This is a genomic window from Streptomyces sp. NBC_00310, assembly GCF_036208085.1.
GTDB lineage: Bacteria > Actinomycetota > Actinomycetes > Streptomycetales > Streptomycetaceae > Streptomyces.
In genome coordinates, this window is sequence record NZ_CP130714.1 from 163,387 (window position 1) to 189,611 (window position 26,225).

17 protein-coding genes and 3 pseudogenes are annotated in these 26,225 nt (G+C 69.3%); 7 read left to right on the plus strand and 13 right to left on the minus strand.

Features of this window, described 5'->3' with window-relative positions:
* Positions 1-168 precede the first annotated feature (168 nt).
* A pseudogene (locus OG202_RS00575) lies at positions 169-516 on the minus strand (adenylate kinase family protein); the annotation flags it as partial.
* Positions 517-742: 226 nt separating this feature from the next.
* Here OG202_RS00575 and OG202_RS00580 point away from each other — a divergent pair.
* The 4 genes and pseudogenes from OG202_RS00580 to OG202_RS00595 all read left to right on the plus strand — a co-directional run bounded on the left by OG202_RS00580 (position 743) and on the right by OG202_RS00595 (position 6,121).
* Positions 743-1,497: pseudogene (locus OG202_RS00580) on the plus strand (FadR/GntR family transcriptional regulator).
* 379 nt (positions 1,498-1,876) lie between these two features.
* Positions 1,877-3,283, plus strand: a complete 1,407-nt coding sequence (locus tag OG202_RS00585) for a flavin monoamine oxidase family protein (protein ID WP_327732009.1) — start codon at positions 1,877-1,879, stop codon at positions 3,281-3,283.
* A gap of 97 nt (positions 3,284-3,380) precedes the next feature.
* On the plus strand, positions 3,381-3,866 hold the full coding sequence (locus tag OG202_RS00590; protein WP_327732008.1) for an SRPBCC family protein: 486 nt from the start codon (positions 3,381-3,383) through the stop codon (positions 3,864-3,866).
* A 314-nt stretch (positions 3,867-4,180) separates the two neighbouring features.
* Positions 4,181-6,121 (plus strand): RICIN domain-containing protein, encoded by a 1,941-nt coding sequence (locus OG202_RS00595; protein WP_328222133.1) that lies wholly within the window; start codon positions 4,181-4,183, stop codon positions 6,119-6,121.
* A gap of 263 nt (positions 6,122-6,384) precedes the next feature.
* Here OG202_RS00595 and OG202_RS00600 read toward each other — a convergent pair.
* A pseudogene (locus OG202_RS00600) lies at positions 6,385-6,653 on the minus strand (cellulose binding domain-containing protein); the annotation flags it as partial.
* 782 nt (positions 6,654-7,435) lie between these two features.
* On the opposite strand from OG202_RS00600, the gene OG202_RS00605 reads away from it, so the two are divergent.
* Positions 7,436-9,061 carry a glycoside hydrolase family 43 protein gene (locus OG202_RS00605; RefSeq protein ID WP_328222134.1) on the plus strand — a complete coding sequence of 542 codons (1,626 nt, stop codon included), beginning with the start codon at positions 7,436-7,438 and terminating at the stop codon, positions 9,059-9,061.
* 54 nt (positions 9,062-9,115) lie between these two features.
* Positions 9,116-11,185: a non-reducing end alpha-L-arabinofuranosidase family hydrolase gene (locus tag OG202_RS00610; RefSeq protein WP_327732006.1), complete on the plus strand. Its 2,070-nt coding sequence runs from the start codon at positions 9,116-9,118 to the stop codon at positions 11,183-11,185.
* 65 nt (positions 11,186-11,250) lie between these two features.
* On the opposite strand, the gene OG202_RS00615 is transcribed toward OG202_RS00610, so the two are convergent.
* A complete protein-coding gene (locus OG202_RS00615) occupies positions 11,251-12,360 on the minus strand; it encodes a hypothetical protein (RefSeq protein WP_327732005.1) in 1,110 nt (369 codons plus the stop codon).
* Positions 12,361-12,362: 2 nt separating this feature from the next.
* Positions 12,363-13,412: a hypothetical protein gene (locus OG202_RS00620; protein ID WP_327732004.1), complete on the minus strand. Its 1,050-nt coding sequence runs from the start codon at positions 13,410-13,412 to the stop codon at positions 12,363-12,365.
* Between the two features lie 203 nt (positions 13,413-13,615).
* Here OG202_RS00620 and OG202_RS00625 point away from each other — a divergent pair, with 203 nt between their 5' ends.
* Positions 13,616-13,987 carry an iron chaperone gene (locus tag OG202_RS00625; RefSeq protein WP_326573166.1) on the plus strand — a complete coding sequence of 124 codons (372 nt, stop codon included), beginning with the start codon at positions 13,616-13,618 and terminating at the stop codon, positions 13,985-13,987.
* A 93-nt stretch (positions 13,988-14,080) separates the two neighbouring features.
* Here OG202_RS00625 and trhA read toward each other — a convergent pair whose 3' ends face one another.
* The 9 genes from trhA to OG202_RS00670 form a co-directional block, all read right to left on the minus strand.
* Positions 14,081-14,884 (minus strand): PAQR family membrane homeostasis protein TrhA, encoded by an 804-nt coding sequence (gene trhA, locus OG202_RS00630; RefSeq protein ID WP_327732003.1) that lies wholly within the window; start codon positions 14,882-14,884, stop codon positions 14,081-14,083.
* 60 nt (positions 14,885-14,944) lie between these two features.
* The gene (locus OG202_RS00635; RefSeq protein ID WP_326573170.1) at positions 14,945-15,277 is read right to left on the minus strand and encodes a helix-turn-helix domain-containing protein; all 333 of its coding nucleotides are present in this window, start codon (positions 15,275-15,277) and stop codon (positions 14,945-14,947) included.
* Between the two features lie 733 nt (positions 15,278-16,010).
* Positions 16,011-17,339, minus strand: a complete 1,329-nt coding sequence (locus OG202_RS00640) for an enolase C-terminal domain-like protein (protein ID WP_327732385.1) — start codon at positions 17,337-17,339, stop codon at positions 16,011-16,013.
* Between the two features lie 57 nt (positions 17,340-17,396).
* Positions 17,397-18,734 (minus strand): gluconate:H+ symporter, encoded by a 1,338-nt coding sequence (locus OG202_RS00645; protein ID WP_327732002.1) that lies wholly within the window; start codon positions 18,732-18,734, stop codon positions 17,397-17,399.
* A gap of 178 nt (positions 18,735-18,912) precedes the next feature.
* On the minus strand, positions 18,913-19,872 hold the full coding sequence (locus tag OG202_RS00650) for a 5-dehydro-4-deoxyglucarate dehydratase (RefSeq protein ID WP_327732001.1): 960 nt from the start codon (positions 19,870-19,872) through the stop codon (positions 18,913-18,915).
* 276 nt (positions 19,873-20,148) lie between these two features.
* Entirely contained in the window at positions 20,149-22,212 is a 2,064-nt protein-coding gene (locus OG202_RS00655) for an RICIN domain-containing protein (protein ID WP_327732000.1), read from the minus strand.
* A 174-nt stretch (positions 22,213-22,386) separates the two neighbouring features.
* On the minus strand, positions 22,387-23,451 hold the full coding sequence (locus OG202_RS00660) for a LacI family DNA-binding transcriptional regulator (protein WP_327731999.1): 1,065 nt from the start codon (positions 23,449-23,451) through the stop codon (positions 22,387-22,389).
* A 206-nt stretch (positions 23,452-23,657) separates the two neighbouring features.
* Positions 23,658-23,798, minus strand: coding sequence for a hypothetical protein (locus OG202_RS00665; protein WP_326573179.1), 141 nt, complete (start codon positions 23,796-23,798; stop codon positions 23,658-23,660).
* Positions 23,799-23,802: 4 nt separating this feature from the next.
* Entirely contained in the window at positions 23,803-26,142 is a 2,340-nt protein-coding gene (locus OG202_RS00670; RefSeq protein ID WP_328222136.1) for an excinuclease ABC subunit UvrA, read from the minus strand.
* Positions 26,143-26,225 lie beyond the last annotated feature (83 nt).

Consider the following 26,225-nt stretch of genomic DNA (forward strand, 5'->3'; position numbering starts at 1 on the left):
GAGCGAGCTGGGCTACCACCCGCCCCGCGTGCATGACTACCTGCACCGCTTCACGACCATGGTGGAGTCCTGCACCCCGCCCGCCGACAGCAGCGCCGCACGCGGCTTCCCCGGCCCGGACGAGGCCGCGATGGCCTCGTGCGTGCGTCACCGCGTCCTCAGCGCGCTCGGAATCTCCAGGTCTAGCACGGCATCCAGCCTCGACTCCGAGTCGGCCAGGATGCCGTCCAGTGCCTCCGCCTGGGCAAGATTGCGGGGGAAGCCGTCCAGCAGGAATCCACGCTCGGTGTCCGGGCGGGCAAGGCGTTCTTTGATCACTTCGATGGTGACCTCGTCCGGTGCCAGAAGGCCGGCGCGTATGTGCGTGTGGGCGTACTGCCCGAGCTCGGTGCCCTGGTCGATGTGCTCTCGGAACAGGTCACCGGTGGAGATGTGCTGGATCGACAGATGCGCGGCAAGACGCACTGCCTGCGTGCCCTTGCCGGCTCCGGGCGGCCCGATCAGGAGGATGCGCATCGATGAGGTGTCCCTTCGTCATGCGTGGCATCAAGCCGTCTCTGTGACACACGATCGCCGCGCACCGATGTCATTGCCCATCCAGTAAGCCACCCCCTGGCGGTGGGGATAACCACACCATGGGACATCGCCGCGTTGAGGTTGATGCTCCTCCGGTCCCGATCCCGATCCCGGTCCCGATCCCGATCCCGATCGTTCGGACAGAGCCAGGTCCAGGCCGAAAACGATGAGCACCGTTCGGGTGGCCGATCAGGTTCAGAAACACGTACTGACGGATGAGGCGATCGACAAGATCAAGGCGATGATCGTCGCCGACGAACTCGCGCCCGGCTCCCGGCTGCCCAAGGAGGAGACCCTCGCCGGACAGCTCGGCCTGTCCCGGAACTCCCTGCGCGAGGCCGTCCGGGCACTGACCGCCATGCGGATCCTGATCACCCGCCAGGGCGACGGCACGTACGTCTCCAGCCTTGAGCCCCATCTCCTGCTGGAAAGCCTCTCCTTCGCCGCCGACGTCTCCCAGGGACACACGGCTCTGCAGTTGGTCCAGGTACGACGACTGCTCGAACCGCAGGCGACAGGGCTGGCCGCCGCGCTGCTGAAGCAGAAGGACCTCCGGGAACTGCGGAACATTCTGGACCGGTCCCGGACCGTCACCACCGTGGAGGAGTTCGTCGCCCATGACATCGCCTTCCACCTCAGGATCGTCGAAGCCGTCGGCAACCCGAAGCCGTCGGCAACCCCGTGCTGTCGATGCTGCTGCAAGTGCTCTCCGCCCGCACCCAGCGTGTTCGCATCGTCCGCGGCAGTCAGACCGGTCACGCCCTCAACAACGCCCACCACGACCACGAGCAGATTCTCAGCGCGCTTCAGTCACGCGACGCCGTGCTCGCCGCCTCCGCGGCGACCGTCCACATCACCGCCGTGGAGCAGTGGCTGGCCACCAGTCTGACCGATGACCCGATACGGGCGATCGACGACTGACCTCGCGCTTCCCCCCACCCCCGCCGCCATCCGGTCTCCCCTTCCCACGCCCCGACCGGGTGGCGGCGCCATGCCCGGAACGCACCGGCGCCGCGTCCCCCCGCATCCGTTCGGGGGCGGCGCCCGGTCCGGTTCGGGCCCGCGCCATGAACGCACCGGAGCCGCCCCCGACCCGTTCCGCGGGCTTTCCGCGCGGGCCGTCGCGGCGGGCGATCGCCGGGCAGTGTCCACGTCGGGTGCGTCCAGCGCGCTGTGGCTCAGTGCCGTTGCATTGAGACCAGGCACCTCAATCAAGTGACATGAACGAGCGACATTGTCAGCTGACAATGTCGCCTGTATGGTTTGGGGCACCCGGTACCACTGACGGCAGGGAGTGACCATGAGCAGCACGCGGACCACGGACGTCACCACGTCACGTCAGAGCCGCAGGGCGGACGTCGTGGTGATCGGTGCGGGGCTGGCCGGACTGACCGCGGCGCGGGAACTCATCGCGGCGGGCAAGTCCGTGGCCGTCCTGGAGGCCCGTGACCGGGTCGGTGGCCGACTGCTCAACCACGACCTCGGTGACGGCCAAGTCACGGAGATCGGCGGGCAGTTCGTCGGTCCCACCCAGGACCACATCCTGGCGCTGGCCAAGGAGGTCGGTGTGGACACCTACCAGGCAGCCGTCCCCGGCGAGACCGTCTACGTCCACGACGGCAGGGCCAAGCGCTTCTCCGGCCACACCCCTCCGGACCTGTTCGCCCTGCCGGACATGGGCATCGCCCTGGCTCGCATCGCCAAGGAGGCCGCCAAGTTGAACCCGGCCGCCCCGTGGCGGGCCCCCCACGCCCGCGAACTCGACGGTATGACCTACGAGACCTGGCTGCGCAGGGCCGAACTCACCGGCGACGCCGTCGACATGATCAGCCTCTTCCTCAACTCCGCCTACGGCGGCGAGGCACGCGACGCGTCCGCCCTGTTCAGCCTCTGGTATGTCGCCACCTTCGGCAACGAGACCCACCCCGGCACCATGGAACGCGGCACCGGCACCACCGGCGGCGCCCAGGACAGCCGGTTCGTCGGCGGCTCGCAGCTCGTCGCCCAGCGGCTGGCCGAGGAACTCGACGGCCGCGTCCACCTGTCCGCCCCGGTACGGCGCATCAGCCAGGACTCCTCCGGCGCCACCGTCGTCTCGGACGCCGGTGACTGGCGGGCCGACCAGGTGATCGTCGCCATCCCGCCGCTGCTCGCCGCGCGGATCGTGTGGGACCCGCTGCTGCCGCCCCAGCAGGACCAGCTCTTCCAGCGGCTGCCGTTCGGCACCCTCATGAAGTGCGTCGCCGTCTACGACAAGCCGTTCTGGCGCGAGGACGGCCTGTCCGGCATGGGTCTGCTGCGTGGCGGCTCCCCCATCCGCGAGATGTTCGACAACACCCCGCCCGACGGTGGACCGGGCGTCCTCATGGGCTTCCTCGGCGGCCGGGAATGGCGCAAGTGGGCCCATCGCCCGGCCGCCGAGCGCCGAGGAGCGGTCCTGCGCTCCTTCGCGCAGGTCGTCGGGGACCGGGCCTTCGACACCGTCGACTACGTCGAGCAGGACTGGACCGCCGAGCAGTGGACCCAGGGCGGCCCCACCTCCGTCGCCGCCCCCGGCGTGCTCAGCGACTTCGGCCAGTGGATGGGTCGGGCCTTCGGCCGTGTGCGGTGGGCGGGCGCCGAATTCTCCCCGTACTGGAACGGCTTCATGGACGGCGCCGTCCGCTCCGGCAAGCACACCGCCACCGAAGTCCTGGGTCGGGACTGAGCGCAACAGACACCGACCAACCGACCAGAGGCACCAGGCACCAGGCACCGAGCACCGAGCACCGAGCACCGAGCACCGACAGGACAGGAACACCGTGATGAACAAGTACGTGGTCACCGAGCAGGCCGTCATCAACGCACCCGTGGGACACGTCTGGGACGTCATCTCCCGCACCGACCGGTACGCCGAGTGGGTCGCCGGGGCGATCGAGGTCACCGACCACCACGGCGTCGCCACCGTCGGCAAGACCTACGCCGAACGCAACCGCACGCTCGGCCCCCTCAAGACCGACTCGGTCTGGACGGTCAGAGAGAGCGAGCCGTACGAGCGTCGCGTCGACACCGGCACCGGATTCGCCCCGCTCCAGGACGTGACCAACGTCTTCGCGTTCCGGCCGATCCGGAGCGGGGACGGCCGGGAGATGACAGAGATGACCTACCAGGTCGAGTACGCCATCGGGCTGGGACCGCTGGGGGACTTGCTGAACCGCGTCCAGGAGCCGGGGATGCGCTCCGCGATGCGCACCTCCATGACCAACCTCGACAGGTTGCTCCGTTCGGAGAACTCGACGACCGCCCGTTGACGGGTAGGAAGACATGCCATGTCTGACCATGAATGAATGGCTCGAAAGGCTGTATAGCCCTCAAAGTGCCCTCTGCGTGCGGCCTTTCATCCCTCCACACCGTTGACATTCCGGTGTTGCTTGCCTGAACTTCATGCGTAACGTCTGGCGCCCGAGACTCGTGAGTGCCGCAGCACCCGTGTGTCTTCTCCGTACCAAGGATGCCCTCACGCACTTCGGCGGGCTTGCGCTGTTCCCCTCCCCGCAGCCGGAGAGGATTCGGCTCCTTCGGAACGGTCCTGTGGCGCTGAAGCCACCGAAATGGGAGTGAGAGCATGCCGTCAGGAAACCTGTCCCGCCGTACGCTGCTCGGGGCCGGCGCCGCTGCCGCCGCGACGGTGCTGCCCGTGGTCCCCGGCTTCTCGGGCCTGGTGTCCGAGGCGGTGGCCGCCGATCCCCAGACCAACCTGAACGACATGGTGAACATGCGGTTCGGCATGTTCAACCACTTCAACATGGGCACGTTCACCAACGAGGAGTGGGCCGCCCCGAACCACGACCCCGCCCTGTTCGCCCCCACTGCCGTGGACTGTGCCCAGTGGGCGGCCGCCGCCGCGGCGGCGAAGATGAGCTACGGCGTGCTGACGACCAAGCACCACGACGGCTTCTGTCTCTGGCCGACGGCGTACACCGACTACAACGTCGCCAACAGCTCCTACCAGCAGGACATCGTCGCCCAGTACGTCGACGCGTTCCGGGCCAAGGGTCTGAAGGTGGGCCTGTACTTCTCGATCTGGGACCGCACCTACAGCGTCCAGGCGTACGACACCCGGCACGGCGTCGCCGCCGACCAGACGATCCAGCCCGGCGACCTCACCTACATGCTGAACCAGATCACCGAACTGCTGACCGACTACGGCACCATCGACATGTTCATCACCGATGGCTACGCGTGGCAGATGGGCCAGCAGGCCGTCTCCTACCAGCGGATCCGCGAGCATGTGAAAGCGCTCCAGCCGGACATCGTCGTGATCGACCACGGTGGGCTGTCGGTACCGTTCCTCGGCGACGCGATCTATTTCGAGGAGCCGCTGGGCATCACCTCGCCGGCCGGAAACACCTACGCCTCCATGCAGGGACAGACGATCAGCAACGGATGGTTCTGGCATCCGTCCACGCCGACCGAAGGCCTGATGAGCAAGGCGTCGATCCTGTCGCACCTCGCTGACCTGGAACCGAAGTACACCTCGTTCATCCTCAACTGCCCGCCCAACCGCAACGGCAAGCTGGACACCAATGTCGTCAACCGGCTCGCCGAAGTCGGGGCGGCATGGAGCCCCGACACCTCCAGGGCGCCGTTGCCGACACAGATGCCACGCGCCGAGCACCCGGTGACACCCGTCAGCGCCTACGCGAGCGGATTCCACACCGGCGAGGGCCCGATGCACGCGATCGACGGGCTGAGCGACAAGGGCTTCGAGACCTGCTGGTCGACTTGGGGACTTTCCCCGTCCCTCCCCCACTCGATCACGATCGACCTGGGCGGGGTGTGGAGCGGGGTCTCCACCTTGGAGTATCTGCCCAAGCAGTGGAACCGCAGCAACTCCACCGACGGCGACATCACTTCGTACACCGTCTCCACCAGCACCGACGGCACGACCTTCACCCAGGTCGCCACCGGTTCCTGGGCCGGCGACCGCGTCACCAAGGTGGCCGAGTGGAGCGCCAGGAATGCCGGTTTCATACGGATCCAGGCCACCGCCGGCACCGGCGGATACGTCAACGTGGGCGGCCTCCGGATCGGCGGCAGGACCGCCAAGCCGGCCCTCGTGTCGCGTGTCCTGCCGGGCGACGGAACCGTCTATCGCCTGGTCAACCGCGACAGCGGCCTGGTCGCCGACGTGTACCGGAACCGAACCGCCAACGGCACGAGCATCCTCCAGTGGCCCTGGCTGAACCAGGCCAACCAGAAGTGGACGTTCACCTCCACCGGCGACGGCTACTACAAGATCAAGAGCGTCAGCAGCGGCAAACTCATGGAAGTGGCCGGCCTCTCGCGTGCCAGCGGCGGCAAGGTGGGCATCTGGTCGGACGACAGCGTCTTCCAACAGCACTGGGCCGTGACACCCACCGGCGACGGCTACTCCTACCTCACCAACCGGCTCAGCGCACTGTCACTCGACGTCGACCGCGCCTCCACCGCCAACGGCGCCGGCCTCGAGCAGGAGACGTACGACCGGGCACCCCAGCAGCAGTGGCAGATCATCGCCGTGTGATAGATGGGCGGCTCGGCGACGGCGCGCTACACGCTCCTGTCGGACGCGAAGGACGTCGTCACCGGAGTCGACCACACCTGCCGCGACCGCACCCGTGCGGTGCGGCCGCCGCAGGTGGCTGCCGCACCGTTCCACCGGGCGGATACCTGCCGCCATCACCGGGTCACTTCGGCGAACTCCCCATGACGGCGCAGGCCGTGCCGTTGAGGGTGCAGGAACTCGGCGGGGCGGTATCGCCGGTGTGGGTGGCCTGGAAGCCCGAAGTTCTGGACGGTGCAGCCGCTGTTCCTGACGAACCCGTCCCGCATCGTCCGTCCGCCGGAGATGCCGAGGACACTGTCGCGGAGGCCGTGCACCCCGAGGTAGGCGATGGGCCGGGTGCCACCGCTCCGCTGAGCTGCCCGCCGCTCTGGACCGCGACCGCACGGAAGACCGTCGCCCGGAAACACGCGAGCGCGTACGACATGGCGGCGCTGTAGCTGAATCTGAGAGCGAAGCGCTGGGTCGTGTCCACACACAGGTCCGCTTCGATAGAGAGGTCTTGTGCTGGTCATCATGCAACTCCCTTTCGGAGCATCGCCGTGTGCGGACAGAGGTCCGACTGCGCGCTGAGCAAGCTCATGAGGACGTGCTTCGGGGCCGGGCCATCGGGGTGCGGTCGCGGAAGAGGCGCGGGTTTCCCGTCAGGGCTCGTTCGTAGTATCGAACGTCATTCGGATCGCCAGGCAGTTCCGGATCATAGAGATGCAGCCCACCCTGTCAACAGCTTTCGACTCATCGGCCGCGGGATCAGGACACCCCGAGAAGGCGCCACGGCCTGCCGACCGGCCCCGCGTACGCCGGTCACGGTTCGAGGGACGAAGAGATGCCCCCACCAGCAACCGCGCCACGACCTGCAGCAACCCGCTCAGCTGAAGAGCGGCAGAAGAACGGGACCGCGGCGGTCCGTCACCGGGAAGGGTCTGGACCAGGCGCGCGAACCCCCGAGAAGCGATCGGCGCCCGACCGCTCGGAGCGCACCGGCAGAGCGAAATGTTTCGATGTCGGGAGCGAATCATGCGAGAGGTATTGACGGGGTTCGTCAGCCTCCTATCATCCAGAATGCTCGATGTGCCGATGGGTGTCCGAGATGGCGAACCGGGGTCGACCGACCCGGCCGCCGCGCGCCGCGAGAAGAAGCAGACCCCCCGCCCCACGCACGTCGGCACAGCGTCCACTCCTCAGCCGTGAGACTCACGGCGGTTGCACGTGCCACCCACAACGGCTCGGCCGTACAAGGAGAACGACATGGATATGTCATGCCCTCATCAGCCGATGGGTCGCCGTCGAGCGCTGGCCGCGGCCACCGGTCTGCTGACGAGCGCCTCCCTTCCCCTGGTGGGAGCGTCCCGGAGCACCGCGGCCTCCGGCGTCGCCCGAGGGCAGGCCCTCGCGGCCGCTGCGGAGTACACCAACCCGGTCATCTGGCAGGACTTCGCGGACATCGACGTGATCCGCGTCGGCGGCACCTACTACGCCTCGGCCTCGACGATGCACTACTCACCGGGCGCCCCCGTACTGCGCTCGTACGACCTGGTGAACTGGGAGATCGCCGGGCATTCGGTGCCGACCCTCGACTTCGGCGCCAAGTACGACCTCAGCGGCGGCCGTGGCTACGTCCGGGGCATCTGGGCGTCGTCGCTGGCCCACCGCCCGAGCAACGGCACCTTCTACTGGCTCGGCCAGATCGACTTCGCCAGGACGTACCTCTACACCGCCACCGCGGTCGAGGGGCCGTGGAACAGACTCACCACGATCAGCACGCCGTACTACGACGCCGGCCTGCTCGTCGACAGTGACGACACCCTGTACGTGGCGTACGGAAACACCACCATCAGCGTGGCCCAGCTCTCGCGCGACGGCCGCACCCAGGTCCGCACGCAGCAGGTGTTCACCACCCCGTCGAGTGTCGGCACCCTGGAGGGCTCCCGCTTCTACAAGATCAACGGGCAGTACTACATCTTCCTGACCCGGCCGGCCAACGGCCAGTACATCCTCAAGTCGTCGAGCGGCCCCTTCGGTCCGTACACGCTCCGGCAGGTCCTGCTCGACCTGCGCGGGCCGATCCCCGGCGGTGGCGTTCCGCACCAGGGCGGGCTGGTGCAGACGCAGAGCGGCGCCTGGTACTACCTGGCCTTCGTGGACGCGTACCCCGGCGGCCGGGTGCCCGCGCTGGCGCCGGTCAGCTGGACCCCGGACGGCTGGCCCGTCGTGCAACTCGTGAACGGCGCGTGGGGCACCTCGTATCCCCACCCGACCGTGCCCACCCCACCCCGCCAGGTCACCCCCATGGTGGGTGTCGACACCTTCGACGGTACGACCCTCAAGCCGAAGTGGGAGTGGAACCACAACCCGGACAACACCAAGTGGTCGGTCGGCAACGGGCTGACCCTGCGGACCGCGACCGTCACCAACGACCTGTACTGGGCCCGCAACACGCTCACCCACCGCATCCAGGGGCCCACCTCCACCGCCACGGTCGAGCTCGACTTCTCGGCGATGCGGGACGGCGACCGGGCCGGACTCGCGCTGTTGCGTGACTCCTCCGCCTGGATCGGTGTCAAACGCGACGGTGGCGTGACGCGGGTGGTGATGGTCAACGGGCTGACCATGGACGGCAACTGGAACACCACCGGCACCGGCACCGAGGTCGCGAGCGCGACCGTGTCCGGCAGTCGTGTGCGGCTGCGCGCGACCGCGGACATCCGCCCCGGCGCGGCCCGCCCCGGAACCTTCTCCTACAGCGTCGACGGCATCAACTTCACCCGCCTCGGCCCCTCCTTCTCCATGGGCAACGACTGGCGGTTCTTCATGGGCTACCGATTCGCCCTCTTCAACCACGCAACCCAGGCACTCGGCGGCGCGGTCCGCTTCCCGCGGTTCGAGCTGTCCACGCCCTGACCCGACCCCACCGATCGCACCACCCAACCCCCCGCCAACCGTACGAGGAGAACCATGAACCCGCTGAAACGGCTCGGCCGTCGCCGAGCCTCGGTGTTATCCCTGCTGGCCGTGGCCACCCTGGTATCGCCGGAGGCCGCGACCGCCGCGCCCGACTCGCCCGACGCCGTCCGGGCCTCCGCACTCGGCGCGCAAGCCGCCCAGTCCGGACGGTACTTCGGGACGGCGGTGGCCGCCGGAAAGCTCGGTGACGGCGTGTACACCGGCATCCTGGACCGCGAGTTCAACTCGGTGACAGCCGAGAACGAGATGAAGTGGGACGCCACCGAGCGATCCCGCGGCTCGTTCACCTTCGGCCCCGCCGACCAGATCGTGAACCGCGCGACGGCCCGCGGTCAGCGCGTGCGCGGCCACACGCTGGTGTGGCACTCCCAACTGCCCGGCTGGGTCAGCTCGATCACGGACGCGAACACGCTGCGCAGCGTGATGAACAACCACATCACCACGGTGGCGAACCGCTACAAGGGCCGGATCCACTCCTGGGACGTGGTCAACGAGGCCTTCGCCGACGGCGGCAGCGGCCAGCACCGCCCCTCGGTGTTCCAGAACCTGCTGGGCAACGGGTTCATCGAGCAGGCCTTCCGCACCGCGCGGTCGGCGGACCCGGCGGCCAAGCTCTGCTACAACGACTACAACATCGAGGACTGGAACGCCGCCAAGACCCAGGGCGTGTACCGCATGGTGCGCGACTTCAAGGCGCGCGGCGTGCCCATCGACTGCGTCGGCCTCCAGGCCCACTTCGGCGCCGGCGGTCCGCCCGCCAGTTTCCAGACGACGCTGTCGAGCTTCGCCGCCCTCGGCGTGGACGTACAGATCACCGAGCTGGACATCGCGCAGGCACCGACGACGGCGTACGCGAACACGGTCAGGGCCTGTATGAACGTGGCGCGCTGCACCGGCATCACCGTCTGGGGCATCCGCGACAGCGACTCCTGGCGCAGCGGGGAGAACCCCCTGCTGTTCGACCGCAACGGGAACAAGAAGGCGGCCTACCAGTCGACCCTCACCACCATGGGCGGAACGCCGACGACACAACGGGCATCCGCGTCGGCGACGGGCGCAACGAGCGACGCCCGGCCGGCCGACTCCCGTTCGCCCGGGTCCGCCGCCGCGCTGCCCTCCCGCTTCTCCTGGAGCTCCAGCGGAGCGCTGATCTCACCGAAGTCGGACGCCACCCACAACATCGCCGGAATCAAGGATCCGACGGTCGTCCAGTACAACGGCAAGTACCACGTGTTCGCCAGTACGGCGAGCTCCTCCGGATACAACCTGGTGTATCTGAACTTCAGCGACTGGTCACAGGCCGGCTCGGCCACGCACCACTACCTGGACCGCGGCGCCATCGGAGCCGGGTACCGGGCCGCGCCGGAGGTCTTCTACTACGCGCCGCAACGCCTGTGGTACCTCGTGTACCAGACGGGCAACGCGTCCTATTCCACCAACCCCGACATCAGCAATCCGAACGGGTGGAGCGCACCGCGCAACTTCTACTCGTCGATGCCCGACATCATCAGGCAGAACATCGGCAACGGCTACTGGGTCGACATGTGGGTGATCTGCGACAGCGCCAACTGCTATCTGTTCTCCTCCGACGACAACGGGCATCTGTACCGCTCCCAGACGACCGTCGGGCAGTTCCCGAACGGCTTCACCAACACCGTCATCGCGGCCCAGGACTCCAAATACGCCCTGTTCGAGGCGAGCAACGTGTACAAGGTGCAGGGATCCAACCAGTATGTGCTGCTGGTCGAGGCCATCGGATCGGACGGCCGACGCTACTTCCGCTCCTGGACGACGAGCAGCCTCGCCGGCTCGTGGACGCCCCTGGCCGCGTCCGAGAGCAACCCCTTCGCCAAGTCGAACAACGTCACCTTCCCGTCGGGCGCCTGGACCAGGGACGTCAGCCACGGTGAGATGATCCGTGCCGGTTACGACCAGACACTGACCATCCCCGCCTGCCGGCTCCAGTACCTCTACCAGGGCATGAACCCCAACGCGAGCGGCGACTACAACACCCTCCCGTGGCGGCTCGGCCTCCTCACCCAGACCAACTCGGCCTGCTGACCGACACAGGCCCCCGGCGCAACCTTCCGGGGGCCTGTCCCTCCGGCGGAGCCCCGTGCGTCTTCTCAGCCCCAGCGCAGGATGCGTGGGGCGAAGGTTCCCTCGGGGCCGTCGGCGCGGCCGACCGACCACACCGTCGCCGTGCCGGGTACCGGTGCCAGCTGCAGCCGAGAGGAGTCACCCTCCCCGGCCACCGCCGGTTCGCCGTACCCGGTGAACGACTCCCCGTTCCAGGCGAGGAAATCCGGGCCGGGCACGAACGGCGGATAGCTGCCCGGCGGGCCCCACTTCTGCGAGCGGGCCACCGAGACCCAGGCCAGCGCGCCGGAGGTGTCGGGCGCCAGTGAGGTGACCGAGCCGAAGTCGGTGGGCATGGTCACCCGGCTCCACGCCTGCCCGTCCCAGCGCACCAGCAGGGGCGGAATCGGCCGGCCCACGGGGCCGCCCACGAACCCGGCGGTGCCACCCGCCCACACCTCCGTCGCCGAGACGGCCAGCACACTGCCCACGGCCGACCGCGGGAACCCGTCCACGATCGTCTGCTGCCACGCCTGGCCGTCCCAGTGCGACACGGCCGCACCCGAGCCGGTGGCGCCCGCGGCCCAGACGTCGTCGGCCGCCAGGCTGTGCAGGCCGTACACGGCTCCCGGCGGCACCGGCACGTCCCGCCAGCCGCGCCCGTCCCAGCGCAGCAGTGCCTGCGCGCCGTCCCGCGAACCGATCAGCCAGGTCTCACCGCCGCCGGCGACGACCTTCGTCAGTACGACACCGCCCGGCGGCCGGCTCTCGGACCAGGATCTGCCGTCGAAGCGGAGCAGGTGGGCGCCGCCCGCCGAGTCACGGCCGACCGCCCAGACCGCGGTCGGTGAGGTCGCGGCGACGGACACCAGCTCTCCCTGCCAGCCGATACCGGGCAGAGGCTGGCGCTGCCACGCGGTCCCGTCCCAGCGCAGCACCAGCGGGAAGCCCGGTGCCTCGCGACCGACGGCGTCGGCACCCACCGCCCACGCCCGGTCCGGCCCGAACGCCACGGCCTCGTTCAGCCCGGCCTGCGGGCGTACCTGCGCCGGGACCGGAACGTGTTGCCAGGACAGGGTTTCCGCCGCCGCCGAGGCCATCAGGGTCATGAAGGCCATGGCGGCAGCGAGGGCCGCGACGACAAGTCTGCGTGCCATGGTCAGCCTCCCAGCCGCTCGCTCATCAGATTCGGTTTCGAGCCGTAGATCTCGACGGTCCCGAAGGACAGCAGTGAGAATCCGGCCTTCGACAGTGCACGCGGTTTGACGTCGATCGCGTTCGTGCGCTCCGGGCCGTAGGAGAAGGTGGTGCGGGGGCCGTCCACGCGTGCGTACTTCGACTGGAACGCGCGGTCGCTGCGCACCGGCAGCCACAGCGCACCGTCCGGGCCGCGCACCATGTCCTCGGTGTAGGTGTCGCCCAGCGGCGGGTAGGTGGTGCGCCAGGCGTGCCCGTTCCAGGTCATCAGGTAGGTGCGGGCCGCGCCGTCGGTGTACTGGCTGCCGCCGATCGTCACCCGGCCGGACGGTTCGGGCAGGATCGTGTGGACGTTGCTGTTCGGCGGCAGCGGCACCCGCGCGTCCCGCCACGCCGTGCCGTCCCAGCGCAGGACGGTGGTCCCGGTGCTGGTGTCCGCCCAGGCCCAGGCGTCGGTGGCCGTACGCGCGGTGATCCCCATCAGATACAGCACGCCGTCCGGGGCGGACTGTGTGGTCCAGCCGGAGCCGTCGTAGTGCAACACCTTCAGCCCGGTGTCGTCCTCGCCGACCACCCACGCGGCACCCGGTACCGCGGTGAAGTCCTGGTAGGTCCACAGGGTCCGCGGCAGCGGGACGGCACTCCAGCCGCCCGCCGACCGGCGCAGGATCTCCCCCGCCCCGACCCGTTCGTGGAAGATCCACACCTCTTTGCCGACGAACTGCACCTTGCCGAGCCGGCCCAGTTCGTCGGCGCCGGGGAAGGTGGTGTCCCGGCTCCACGCCGTTCCGTCCCACCGGTACAACATCGGCCGCGGTCCATCGGCGGCTTGCTCGTACCCGGTCGCCCATGCCTCGCCCGGCCCGCGGGCGGCGAGGTCGGACACGGTCACCGGCGGGGCCGCTGCCGGTACCGGCAGCGCGGACCAGCTCGGCGTCACGGCCGCGGCCGGCGACACCACCGCGATACAAGCGATCACAAGGCACACAAGGACTGTACGGAGACCGTTCATGGGACCCCCCAGTACGCGAAGGTCGCACAGGCTATGGGCGTTCACCCACCCGTGAACAGACGGCATTCGGCCGAACACGGCCCCCTCCGGAGGCCCACCGTGCCGTAGGACTCCCGCAACCACGAGCGCGGCCCGGGGCCGCACAGAACACAGGCACCTTTCGAGTGCCGCCCCCCCAGGGCGGGCGGTGCCACACTGGCGCCATGGGAAAGCCGCAGACGATCGACGCGTACATCGAGGGGTTCGCGGGGCCCGGCCGCGAGATCCTTGAGCAGCTACGGGCGCTGGCCGGCGAGGCGGTGCCCGCGGCGAGTGAGGCGGTCAAGTGGGGCCATCCCGCGTGGGTTCACCCGTCCGGGACGATCCTGTTCATGGTCAGCGGCCACGCGAAGCACGCGAACGTCGTGTTCACCCCCAGCACCCGCGAGGCGTTCGACGCCGATCTGGCCGACTTCACCACCGGCAAGGGCTCGGTCAAGCTCCCGTACGGCCGGCCCGTGCCACACGACCTGCTGCGCCGGATGATCGCGTTCCGTGTGCGCGAACACCAGGACGACGGCGTGCTGTGGATGTGACGGCCGGGCAGACCGGCGGAGCGGTGGCCAGAACCCCACAGCTCCCCTGGGGCACGCGCCCGGGTCCCGCGCTTCGGCATGCCCCGAACGCGGTCATGTGGCTGCCAGGAGGATGGCCGTGTAGTGCGCGGTGAAGGCGGCGATGGTCAGGGCGTGGAAGACCTCGTGGAAGCCGAACCAGGCCGGTGACGGGTCGGGGCGCTTGAGTCCGTAGACGACGGCGCCCGCGGTGTAGAGCAGACCGCCGGCGATGACGAGTACGACGACCGCGGTGCCGCCGGTGCGTGCGAAGTCGGGCAGGTAGAAGACGGCGACCCAGCCCAGCGCGATGTAGCACGGGGTGTACAGCCACCGGGGAGCCCCGATCCACAGGATGCGGAAGGCGATGCCGGCCAGGGCGCCCGCCCACACCAGGGCCAGCAGCACCAGCTGCCGGCCCGCGGGCAGCAGCAACACCGCCAGCGGGGTGTAGGTGCCGGCGATGATCAGGAAGATGTTCGCGTGGTCCAGCCGCCGCAGGACCGCCTCCCCGCGCGGCCCCCACGTCCCGCGGTGGTAGACCCCGCTGGTACCGAACAGCAGGCAGGTCGACAGCGCGTACACCGTGCAGGCCGCCACTGCCGCCGCCGAACGCGAAAGGGCGATCAGGACGATGCCGCCGACCAGAGACAGGGGGAACATCCCGGCGTGCAGCCAGCCCCGCATCCTCGGCTTCAGAGCGGCGGCCGCGCGCTCCACCCCGTCTTCGAGGTCGGCGGCTGTCCGCGCGGCAGCCAGCCGGCCGGTTGTGCCCGCAGGCGAATCAGCCGCCGGGGTGCGGAGGGAGTCGGGCGTGGTGCCGGGGCGGGGCGTGGACTTCCGTCCGCGTGCCGACGGCTGGGCGTCTTCGGCGGTCATGCGCTCACATCAGAAATCGGCGGAAGGGTGCGGCATCGGATCCTTGCCGCGGACCGCGGGTCAGATGCCCGCCGTGTGCGGGGATGCGGTGCGCCGGTGTTCGGCGTTGATGCGCTGCGCTTCCTCGAGTTGGTCTTCGAGGACGACGATGCGGCAGGCGGCCTCGATGGGGGTGCCGGCGTCGACGAGTTCACGGGCGCGGGCGGCGATGCGCAGCTGGTATCGGGAGTAGCGGCGGTGGCCGCCCTCGGAGCGCAGCGGGGTGATGAGGCGCGCTTCGCCGATGGCGCGGAGGAAGGCGGGGGTGGTGCCGAGTATGTCCGCGGCCCGGCCCATGGTGTAGGCGGGATAGTCGTCATCGTCGAGCCGGCCGTACGAGTCATCTGCTGTCATTGCACCTCTCTGTGGAACGCGTGGAGGGGCTCTGGTGCCGTACGGCACCAGAGCCCCGAAGGAACTGGCTACACCATCGGCCGGCCCTGATACTGCGCCGGCCTACTGTTTCCGCAGCCCCGACGAAGTCGCTGTCGGGGGTGCTGGGATCGCGGTTGCTCGACCGGAGACCACCTCACTATCGATGTCCTGCGGTACCCGGGCTCAAGACTTCCGTCCGGGCGATCCTGATGGCGCTCGGCTCCTCCGTTCTTCCCTCGGTGATCAACTGCTGACAAGCGGGGTACTGCGTACTGCTGGGTACTGCGAACTGCACCTACAGGTACTGCCACTGCGTGAACTGCGGTACTGCTCGTGGCGGCCCCTGATCACTGCGGGCCACCCGGTGCGGTCGTCACTCCCGTCGCCGTCCTGCATCAACGCTGGCTTCGGAAGTCCACCACCGCACCGCCCTGCGAACTGCAACTGCGCACTGCCGCCCGGCAGTTCGTGTCTGCCGGGCCCTGTTGTCTTTCTGGGCTACGAGAGAAACCATAACCACAGCACCGGCCAATGTCTACTCTGACCACCATAGATTTCTGCGTGTTCGACAGTGAGGTAATCGTCTTCGAACAGTGAGGAAGGGGTGGAAGGGCTGGAAGGACTGGGGAGGACGCAACCGGCCCCCCACCCGGTCGGACGGAGCCGTCGCGCTCACCGTGCCCCGAGCGAAGGCAGGGCATCGAACAGTCCTCTACCGCACCAGGCAGGGGCGCTTGCTGTCGAACTCCCAGTCAGGGACGAGGTAGTGCATGGTGACGGCATCGTCGCGTGCCCCCAAGCCCTTCTCCCGGTAGAGGTCGTGGGCCGCGAGGAGCCGGTCCATGTCGAGGTGGACGCCGAGCCCGGGGGCGTCCGGGACGGCGATCTCGCCGCCGACGATGCGCGGCGGGGTGGTGGTGAGCCGTTCCAGCCCTTCCTGCCAGATCCAGTGGGTGTCCAGGGCGTTGTACTCGCCCGGGGCCGCGGCGCCGCAGTGGGTCACCATGGCCAGGGAGATGTCGAAGTGGTTGTTGGAGTGGCAACCCCAGGTCAGGCCCATGGCGTGGCACAGCTGCGCCACGCGCACGGAGCCCTGCAGGGTCCAGAAGTGCGGGTCGGCCAGCGGAATGGAGACCGACTGGAGGGTCAGGGCGTGAGCCATCTGGCGCCAGTCGGTGGCGATCATGTTGGTTGCGGTGGGAAGGCCGGTGGCGCGGCGGAACTCGGCGAGGATCTCCCGTCCGGAGTAGCCGCCTTCGGCTCCACAGGGGTCCTCGGCGTAGGCCAGCGTGCCCACCAGTGGCCGGCACAGCTCGATCGCCTCGCGCAGCGACCACGCGCCGTTCGGGTCGAGGGTGATCCGGGCCTCGGGGAAGCGGTCCTTGAGGGCGCGTACGGCCCTGACCTCCTCGGCGCCCTCCAGGACACCCCCCTTCAGCTTGAAGTCCCGGAACCCGTAGAGGTCGTAGGCCGCCTCGGCCTGGCGGACAATCGCCTCCGGGGTCAGTGCCTCCTCGTGCCGGATCCGGTACCACTCCACCGGGGAGTCGGGTTCACGGACGTACTCCAGGTCGGTGCGGTCCGGGTCGCCGACGTAGAAGAGGTAGCCCAATACCCGAACCGAAGCCCGTTGTTGGCCGTCGCCCAGGAGTGCCGCGACGGGCACGTCGAGGTGCTGGCCGAGGAGGTCGAGCAGCGCCGACTCGACGGCGGTGACCGTGTGGACGGTGGTCCGCAGGTCGAAGGTCTGGGCGCCTCGTCCGCCGGTGTCGCGGTCGGCGAACCGGTCGCCGATCTCGCGCAGGACGCGCTTGTAGTCGCCCACCTTCGCCCCGAGGACGAGGGGTTCGGCATCACGGAGCGTCTGTGTGATCTTCTCGCCGCCGGGCACCTCCCCCAGCCCGGTACGCCCCTCCGAGTCGGTGAGGACGACGATGTTGCGGGTGAAGTAGGGGCCGTGCGCGCCGGACAGGTTCAGCTCCATACTGTCCCGCCCGGCGACCGGGTAGACGGAGAACGCCGTGACGGTCGGCTGTCCGATGCTCATCGGGTGCCCTTCTGCGGTGAGGTGGTGCGGGTGGTCGGGAATGTCGCGCGTTCAGAGGTGGAGGATGTCGAGGGCCCACTCGGCCACCAGGACGCCGCCCAGGCCGAGGACTGCGAGCACCGTCGTATAGGTGGTACGGACCTTGATCGCTTCGATGACGGAGAGGTTGAAGTACTCCTTGAACAGCCAGAATCCCGGGTCGTTGACATGGGAGCAGGCGATGGAGCCGCAGGCGACGGCGAGCACCATCATCTCCGGGTGGACCCCGCTGCCCGCCAACAGCGGCAGCACCACGCCGGAGGCCGTGACGACGGCGACCGTCGCCGAGCCGAGCGCGATGCGGAGGATGACGGCGACGAGCCAGGCGAGGGCGATCGGCGAGATGGACCAGCTGTCCGTGGTGTCCTTGATGTAGTCGGAGATCCCGCCTTCGACGAGGACGTTCTTGAAGGCCCCGCCGGCGCCGATCACCAGGAGGATCATCGCCATCGCCTTCGCCGCCGAGGTGCAGGAGGCGCCGACCTCCTCCAGGCTCCGGCCGATCCGCGGCCCGAACGCCCAGATCGCCAGGCACAGGGTCAGCAGCAGCGCGATCGGTGCCGAGCCGATGAAGGCGACGACGTTCAGGAACGGGCTCTCGGCGGAGGTGGCCATGTCGGTCACGGCGGCGGCCACGATCAGCACCACGGGGAAGAGCGCCACGAACAGCGACCAGCCGAGGCCGGGCATCTCCTCGTCGGTGAACTCGCGCTCGCTGACCAGGCCCTTGGGGATGGCCGGGTCCATCGCCCCGACGAAGGGGAGACGGGGCCAGGTCAGGGCGATGAACGCACCGGCGGGAACGGCGATGAACAGGCCGTAGAACAGCGTCAGTCCGACGGAGGCGTGGAACGTCGCGGCGACGGCGGTGGGGCCGGGGTGCGGCGGCAGGAAGCTGTGCATGGTGGACAGCGCGATGGACATCGGCAGACCGACCCACAGCAGCTTCGCCCCGGTGACCCTGACCAGGGTGAACGCGATGGGCACGATGATGATGAAGGCGACCTCGTAGAACATGGTCACGCCGATCAGCATGGACGTGACCACCATGGCCACCTGGACCCAGCGCGGACCGAAGGCGTCGAGGAGCTTGCCGGCTATCCGCTGCGCGGCGCCGGAGTCCCCCATGACTCGGCCGACCATGGCGCCGAGGCCGATGGTGAGCATGGTGTCGCCGATCTGGCCCCCGATGCCCTCGGAGAGGACGTCCGGGATGGTCGCCACCGGAATTCCCCGGACCAGTGCGACGCCGACGGCCACGAGCAGGAGGGCGGCGAAGCCGTTGAGTTTGAGCCTGGTCATGAGCAGCAGCAGGATCAGGACACTGATCCCGACTACGATCAGGGGCATGACAGTTCTCCTTTGAACTGTTGACGGTCGAAGGCTCCGGCGGCTCTGCGTGCAGCCCACGGTTGGTCCGGGGCCACGGTTGGTCCGGGGCCGCGGCCGGTCCGGGCCGCGGGTCATCCGGCGGCGCGACAGGCGCCCGCGGGTTCGTCGGGGTGGGCACGGAGCGTGCCCGCGCCTGTCAGGCGGATCGCCGTACGGCGCCGACGAGGCTCAGGCCGTGGTCCAGCACCTTCTCCAGGTCGGCGAGGTCGGTAGGGCCGGGGTCGGTGAGCGGGGCACGCACCGGACCGACCGGGAGGCCGCGCAGCCTGGCGGCGGCCTTGACCAGGGAGACGGCGTACCCCGGCACCCGGTCGCGCAATTCCACCAGCGGGACGTAGAACTCGCGCAGGTACGTGGTCACACTGGCGTCGTCCCCGTCCCGCAGGGCGGCGAAGAAGGCGTTCGCGATCTCGGGCGCGAAGGCGTGGACGGCCGACGAGTAGGCGGGGACACCGACGGTGGCGTAGGCGCGGGCCTGGATCTCGGCGGTGGCGGCGCCGTTGAAGAAGAGGAAGCCTTCGGGCGCGGCGAGGGTGAGGCGCTGGAGCCGGTCCAGGTCGCTGTGTCCGTCCTTCAGTCCGACGACGGTGGGGATCCGCGCGATCCGGCGCAGGCCGTCGGCGGTGAACGTGACCTGGCCGCGCTGGTACGCGATCAGCGGTAGCCGGGTCCCGGCGGCGATGCGGCGCAGCTGCTCCACCAGACCGTCCTGTGGGGCTCCGACCAGGTAGTGGGGCAGTACCAGCGCGGCGTCCGCGCCGACTTCCTCCGCGATACGGGCGAACCGCAGCGCCTGCGCCCAGCCGTAGCCGACGCCCGCGACGACCGGCAGCCGCCCGTCGGCGACCTCGACCGTCGCCCGCACGACCGCCCGGTACTCGTCCTCGTCCAGCGAGAAGAACTCACCGGTCCCGCAGGCCGGGAACACCGCGCCGGGTGCGGTGGCCAACCGGTCGGCCAGGTACGCCCGGTAGGCGTCCAGGTCGAGGCCGCCGTCGTCCCGGAAGCCCGTGAGGGGGAAGGACAGCACCCCGTTCGTCATTCCGTCACGGAGCCGCTGGGCGACCCCTGCGATCTCCGCGCTGATGCCTGCCATCACTCTCATCCCCATATGCAGATGCCGTCCACGTATGCAGATGGAGGTTAGATCGGTGAACGGGACGGGTCAATGGGTGATCGACCTCATCGCCGCGCACAACGGAGGCATCCGGCCCCGCGAGATCACCCGGAACAAGATTCTTCTCTGCTGCTCGAAGCCGCTGGAAGTCGTCGTGATCGACGCGTGGCAAGGGCCCCTGACGCTCGGTTCGCATCGCGATCCCGAGCCGGCAGGGGCCCTTCGTGAGGCCGGTCAGAGTGGGTTGACGGCCGTTCAGTTGATGCGGACGATCTTCCAGAGCTGGTCGTCGTTGCTCACGTCGTTCCACTGGACGACCGGAGCGCCGTTGCTCGTGGAGGACTGGGCGACGCCGGCGTGGAATCCGCTCCTGACGTTCTTGAGTTCGTAGTAGCCGTCGCCCGCTTCGACGAGGGTCCATTTCTGTGAATCGGCGGCGGAGGGGGTGTTCTGGACGACGACGGCTCCGGCGGTGGTGGAGCTGTCGCGGATGTCGAGGTTGAGGCCGCTGTTGACGTTCTTGATCGCCCAGGCTCCGCCGCCGGCGGACTGGAAGGTGAACAGTTGGCAGACGCAGGCGGAGTTCTGCCACTGGTTGGCGGCGGTGTTGGTGGCGGTGGAACCCTGGGGGATGTCGAGGTACTTGCCACTGTTCTTGTTGACGAGGATGTACTGCCCGGTGCCCAGGGGCGGCAGGGCGGTCTGGGTGAAGTCCCAGCGCTGGCAGTCACAGCTGGTGCCGCTCCACTGGACGGCGTTGGTGCCGGTGGCGGTGGATGCGTTGGGTATCTCCAGGTGCTTGCCGCTCACGCGGTTGGTGATCGTGTAGCCGCCGGCGGGGTGCGGGGCGACGGCCCATTCGTGGTCGAGGGTGCCGTTGTCGTCCCACTGCAGGATCCTGGCGCCGTTGGCGGTGGACTGGTTCTCCACGCCGAGGACCTTGCCACTGGCCACGTTGAAGATCTTGAAGTAGCCGGACGACTGCTGGACGAAGCGCCACCGCTGATCCGTGGCGGTGGTGGAGTTCTGCTGGGTCGCGCCGGTGCCGTTGGTGGTGGAACCGCCGGCGATGGTGAGCCTCAGGTCACTGCCCGCGTTGGACAGGGTGTAGGTGGCACCGTCCGAGATGCCGCCGCCCAGATCGATGGTGCTGTACGTGACCGGGTTGACGCCGGTGCTTCGCGCACTCCCCCCGCTGAGCACCAGCAGGCTGTGGCCGTCGGCCAGCGGGAGCATGCCCCGGCTGTATCCGGGGGCGACGTTGGAGTTGATGCGGGTCCAGGTGTTGGCGGCGCCGTTCTGGGTGTTGAGGAACAGGTCGCCTGTGCTGTAGGCGCCGACGACGAGGGTGCCGTTCGGGCCGCCGGTCGGCAGCCAGGTGATGTAGGGAGTGCTGGTGGGAACCACACCGTCCGTGGACCGCAGGGGGATGCCCGTGACGGAGTCGAACGCCTCCGGGTCGGAGGAGATCTTGTAGTAGACGGCGAAGTTGCCGGCAGGGGAGCCGCCGTACTCGTACGTCATGACGTAGTTGCCGTTGGGCAGTTTCGCGACGGTGGCCATGCCGGGGCGCTGGCTGAAGGTGGGCATCGCCACGTCGTCCACGACCGGGCCCCAGTTGCGGAGGTCCGTGGAGACCTGGTGGACGAGCTTCTGGCCGTGGTCGGGGTCGCGCTGGTCGGAGTAGTAGACGATCAGCTTGCCGTTGGCGACGAGGAAGAACGGCTCCCACACGGGAGTGTTGCCATTGCCGTTCTGGTCGTATGCCGGGCCGCCGGTGGCGATGTTGCTGACGAAGCTCCAGGTCTGTCCGCGGTCGGTGCTGGCATAGACATCGATCTTGATGGCCGAGCGGTCGGCCGGAACGGAAGCCCCGGCGGCGAGGATCGTTCCTGCGGGGAAGCCGCCCATCGCCGTGGGCAGTTCGAAGAGCTCGGGCTGCCAGCGCATGCCCCAGCCGTTCTGGGTGTCGGCGACCTCGGAGATCTTCGTCCAGGAGTTGCCGTTGTCGGTGCTGCGGTAGATCGGGAAGACCGGCGTGCCGGAGGTGTACTGCTCGAAGGTGGCGAGCATCGTGCCGTTGGCCGAGCCGTTGTACTGCAGTCGCATCGCCCGCGGATAGTACGACCCGGGTGAGGGCGCGTTCGACGGCGGCGTGTACATCGTCTGGGACGGACGCGAGAGTGCGTCCGCCCGGCCGGCGCCCGGCAGGACCAGCGTCGCCACCGCTGCGAGCAGGGCGACCATCAACGTCAGGAGGGAGAAGGGACGGGAACGCGGAACGGCGCCAGGTCTGGCGTCTGTCTGCGCAGGGGACATTGCGGCTCCCGGGGGAAGGGATGGGGATGTGTATCACGGCCCGCCGCGCACCGGATGGGTCCAGGCACAGAACGGCGGAGTAGAGGGGTGACGTCGACCGGTACGACCGGGCGGACGACGTGGAGGTGGAGAGGGAGAGGGAGAGGGAGAGGGAGGGGCGCGACGGGGCTGGGCTCAGGTGGTACCGGGTGCCGTCCGGCCCGGGCGGGAGGGCGGGGGTGCGGTCGAGCCGCGGAGGACGAGTTCGACCGGTAGCTCGCTCGCGGGAGGCAGGTCGGTGTCGGGCGTCTCGATGGCGTGGACGAGGAGTCTGATTCCCTCTCGTGCCGCCTCGTCGAAGGGCTGTCGCACAGTGGTCAGGGGCGGGGTGACGTAGGCGAAGACGGGGTTGCCGTCGAAGCCCACGACGCTGATGTCCTCCGGCACCCGCCGGCCGGCTTCCCGCAGCGCGTGGATCAGACCGATCGCCATCTCGTCGCCCGCCGCGAACACCGCCGTCACCGAGCCGTCCGCAGCCAGCTCACGGCCCGCCGCGTAGCCGGACTCGGGTGACCAGTCACCCTCGATCAGAGGAGGTTCGGGCGCACCCCGTTCCGCGAGAGCCGCCCGCCAGCCCTCGACACGGTCCGTGGAGGCGTACCAGCGTTGCGGACCGGCAAGGTGGTGAACGGTTGCATGGCCCAGATCCAGCAGGTGAGCGGTGGCCGCCCTCGCCAGTTCGTACGCGCCCACGCCCACGGTCAGGGTCCGGGCGGAGGCGAAGGCCGGTGGCGCGCCCAGGAAGAGGACGGGCGCGTCGATCATGACGGGCACCTCCCCTTCCACGACGGGCTCGGAGACGACGACACCGTCAACTCCCTGTTCGAGGAGCGACATCACGGCGCCGGCGATGCCTTCGGGGTCACCGTCCACCGTGTTGACCACACGGAGCGCGTAGCCTGCGTCCCGTACGGCCCTCTCGATGCCCACCAGGAGCGAGGCCGTTCCGTATCCGGCGGTCCCCAGGGCCACGACACCGATGGACCGGCTCCGGCCGGAGGCCAGCGCCCGCGCCGCATGGTTCAGGCGGTAGCCGAGCTCCTCCGCGACTTCGAGGACGCGTCGACGGACCTCGTCGGAGACGTACGGCTCGCTGTTGAGGACCCGCGACACCGTCTTGCGCGAGACCCCGGCCGCACGAGCCACGTCCTCGCTGCGCGGCGCGGGGGAACCCACGTCACGCCCCACCACTCGTGTCATGAGAGCTCCCGACGGCCGAATGCATCGAACGAGGTCAACCGTATGACCGCGCGGTCACTGACCGCGCGGTCATGTCTACGCAGCCGCATACTCCCGCGTCAAGAGAACGCACAGCATTTCTTGCCTCGACAGGCCGGACGGCCCCGGCCGGAGAGGTCCGCTCGACGCGTTCTCCGCAGAGCCTTGACAGCGAACCCTCGGAGAGCTCACTCTTCGACGCGTCCACCGATCGACTTTGTCCGATCGCGTTTCTTTCCGGCCGCATCGTCGACCGCCTCCCGCAGGGCGGCCGACACCTCCGCGTGCTCACCGCTGCAGATGAAGGCGCTCGCCACCTCGCGGCGCACGGTCTCAGCCTGTCGGCGTGATCGTTCGAGCCAGGTACGGTCCGGTCGCGCTCCCCTCCGCCCGTGCCACTTCGGCCGGCGTTCCCGCCGCCATGATCCGCCCGCCCGCGTCGCCGCCGCCCGGTCCCAGGTCGATCACCCAGTCGGCGCCGGCGACCACGGCCATGTCGTGCTCGACGACCACCACGGTGTGCCCGGCGTCGACGAGGCCGTGCAGCTGGCGCATCAGGACCTCCACGTCGGCCGGGTGGAGGCCGGTCGTGGGCTCGTCGAGGACGTACAGGGTGTGGCTGCGGCGCCCGTGTCGCAGTTCGCCGGCGAGTTTGATGCGCTGGGCCTCGCCGCCGGACAGCTCGGTCGCGGGCTGGCCGAGGCGCAGGTAGCCGAGGCCCACGTCGAGCAGCGTGCCGAGACTGCGGGCGGCGGCCGGGATGTCCGCGAAGAACTCCGCCGCCGCCTCGACCGTCAGGTCCAACACCTGCGCGATGGTGTGACCCCGGTAGGTCACCTCCAGTGTCCGAGGGTTGTAGCGGGAGCCGCCGCATTCCGGGCAGGGCGCGTAGGTGCTGGGCAGGAACAGCAGCTCCACGCTCACGAAGCCCTCGCCCTGGCAGGTCTCGCAGCGCCCGCCCGCCACGTTGAAGGAGAACCGCCCGACGCCGTAACCGCGCTCGCGCGCCCCGTCAGTGGCCGCGAACACCTTCCGTACGACATCGAAGAGGCCGGTGTACGTCGCCAGGTTCGAGCGCGGGGTGCGACCGATGGGCTTCTGGTCGACCGACACCAGCCGTCCCACACCCGCCGCGTCCTCCCTGAGTTCACCGATGAGCGTGGACTTCCCGGATCCGGACACCCCGGTGACCGCGGTGAACACGCCCAGCGGAAATTCCGCCGTGATTCCGCGCAGGTTGTGCCGGGTCACCGGCCCGACCTTCAACTGTCCCCGAGGGGAACGGTTGTGGCGGGCCGGTGCGGGAGAGTGCCCGAAGAGGAAGCGGGCTGTCGCCGACTCCGCGACCGAGGCCAGCTCCGACACCGGCCCGCTGTGCAGCACCCTCCCGCCGTGCTCGCCGGCGGGTGGGCCCACGTCCACCAGCCAGTCGGCGCCGCGCATCACGTCGAGGTGGTGCTCCACCACGAACACCGAGTTGCCCGCCGTCTTCAGCCGGTCCAGCATGGTGAGCAGGGCCTCGGTGTCCGCCGGATGCAGTCCCGCGGACGGCTCGTCGAGGACGTACACCACGCCGAACAGTCCGGACCGCAACTGCGTGGCTAGCCGTAGCCGTTGCAGCTCGCCCGCCGACAGGGTGGGCGTCGCACGGTCCAGGCTGAGATAGCCGAGACCCAGTTCGAGGATCGGCTCGATGCGGGACCTGAGGTCGTCGGTGAGGACACGTGCCGTCGGGGAGGTGCCGACCGGCAGGTCGGCCAGCTCCGCCAGCGGTGACGCGGCGAGTTCGGCGATCGTGCGGCCCGCGAAGGTCACCGCCAGGGCCTCGGGCCGCAGCCTGCTTCCGCCGCACGCCGGACAGTGCTCGCTGTGCAGGAAGCGTTCCGCCTTCGTTCGCAGGGCCGCGCTCCTGGTGTCGGCGAACGTCTTCATCACATACCGGCGGGCGCTCATGTACGTGCCCTTGTAGGGGCGTTGGATGCGGTCGGCGTCCCGGACCGGATGCACCGTGACGACCGGCTGGTCGTCCGTGAACAGGATCCACTCCCGCTGGTCGGCGGGCAGGTCGCGCCAGGGCCGGTCCACGTCGTATCCGAGCGCGTCGAGGATGTCGCGCAGGTTCTTGCCCTGCCACGCACCGGGCCACGCCGCGATGGCACCCTCGCGGATGGACAGGGAGGCGTCCGGGACCAGTGACTCCTCGGTCGTACGGTGCACGCGGCCGAGCCCGTGGCACTTCGGGCACGCTCCGGCCGCCGTGTTCGGGGAGAAGGCGTCCGAGTCGAGGCGCTCCGCGCCGGGTGGGTAGGCGCCCGCGCGGGAGAAGAGCATCCGCAGGGAGTTGGACAGGTTCGTGAGCGTCCCGACCGACGAGCGCGACGTGGGCGCCGCGCGCCGCTGCTGCAGCGAGACGGCGGGCGGCAGACCGGTGATCTCGGCGACCCTCGGTGCGCCGACCTGGTGGATGAGACGGCGGGCGTACGGTGCCACCGACTCGAAGTAGCGGCGCTGCGCCTCGGCGTAGATCGTGCCGAACGCCAGCGACGACTTGCCGGAGCCGGACACGCCGGTGAACACCACGAGCGCGTCGCGTGGGATGTCGACGTCCACTCCCCTGAGGTTGTGCTCGCGAGCGCCGCGGACGCGGACGTACGGGTCATGGGGACCGGGCATGGTGGAGGCTCCGTACGGGTCTGGTGCCGAGCAGGGACAAACCCTGCGATTTTACGCCAGGGGCATGCGGCCTTCCGCGCGTC

Excerpts from the sequence above, each read along its gene's own strand:
- OG202_RS00610 (WP_327732006.1), top strand. The coding sequence starts at position 9,116 with ATGAACCCGCTGAAACGGCTCGGCCGTCGCCGAGCCTCGGTGTTATCC.
- OG202_RS00635 (WP_326573170.1), bottom strand. The coding sequence starts at position 15,277 with ATGACAGCAGATGACTCGTACGGCCGGCTCGACGATGACGACTATCCC.
- OG202_RS00650 (WP_327732001.1), bottom strand. The coding sequence starts at position 19,872 with ATGGCAGGCATCAGCGCGGAGATCGCAGGGGTCGCCCAGCGGCTCCGT.
- OG202_RS00655 (WP_327732000.1), bottom strand. The coding sequence starts at position 22,212 with ATGTCCCCTGCGCAGACAGACGCCAGACCTGGCGCCGTTCCGCGTTCC.
- OG202_RS00660 (WP_327731999.1), bottom strand. The coding sequence starts at position 23,451 with ATGACACGAGTGGTGGGGCGTGACGTGGGTTCCCCCGCGCCGCGCAGC.
- OG202_RS00615 (WP_327732005.1), bottom strand. The coding sequence starts at position 12,360 with ATGGCACGCAGACTTGTCGTCGCGGCCCTCGCTGCCGCCATGGCCTTC.
- OG202_RS00670 (WP_328222136.1), bottom strand. The coding sequence starts at position 26,142 with ATGCCCGGTCCCCATGACCCGTACGTCCGCGTCCGCGGCGCTCGCGAG.
- trhA (WP_327732003.1), bottom strand. The coding sequence starts at position 14,884 with ATGACCGCCGAAGACGCCCAGCCGTCGGCACGCGGACGGAAGTCCACG.
- OG202_RS00595 (WP_328222133.1), top strand. The coding sequence starts at position 4,181 with ATGCCGTCAGGAAACCTGTCCCGCCGTACGCTGCTCGGGGCCGGCGCC.
- OG202_RS00585 (WP_327732009.1), top strand. The coding sequence starts at position 1,877 with ATGAGCAGCACGCGGACCACGGACGTCACCACGTCACGTCAGAGCCGC.
- OG202_RS00620 (WP_327732004.1), bottom strand. The coding sequence starts at position 13,412 with ATGAACGGTCTCCGTACAGTCCTTGTGTGCCTTGTGATCGCTTGTATC.
- OG202_RS00625 (WP_326573166.1), top strand. The coding sequence starts at position 13,616 with ATGGGAAAGCCGCAGACGATCGACGCGTACATCGAGGGGTTCGCGGGG.
- OG202_RS00590 (WP_327732008.1), top strand. The coding sequence starts at position 3,381 with ATGAACAAGTACGTGGTCACCGAGCAGGCCGTCATCAACGCACCCGTG.
- OG202_RS00645 (WP_327732002.1), bottom strand. The coding sequence starts at position 18,734 with ATGCCCCTGATCGTAGTCGGGATCAGTGTCCTGATCCTGCTGCTGCTC.
- OG202_RS00605 (WP_328222134.1), top strand. The coding sequence starts at position 7,436 with ATGGGTCGCCGTCGAGCGCTGGCCGCGGCCACCGGTCTGCTGACGAGC.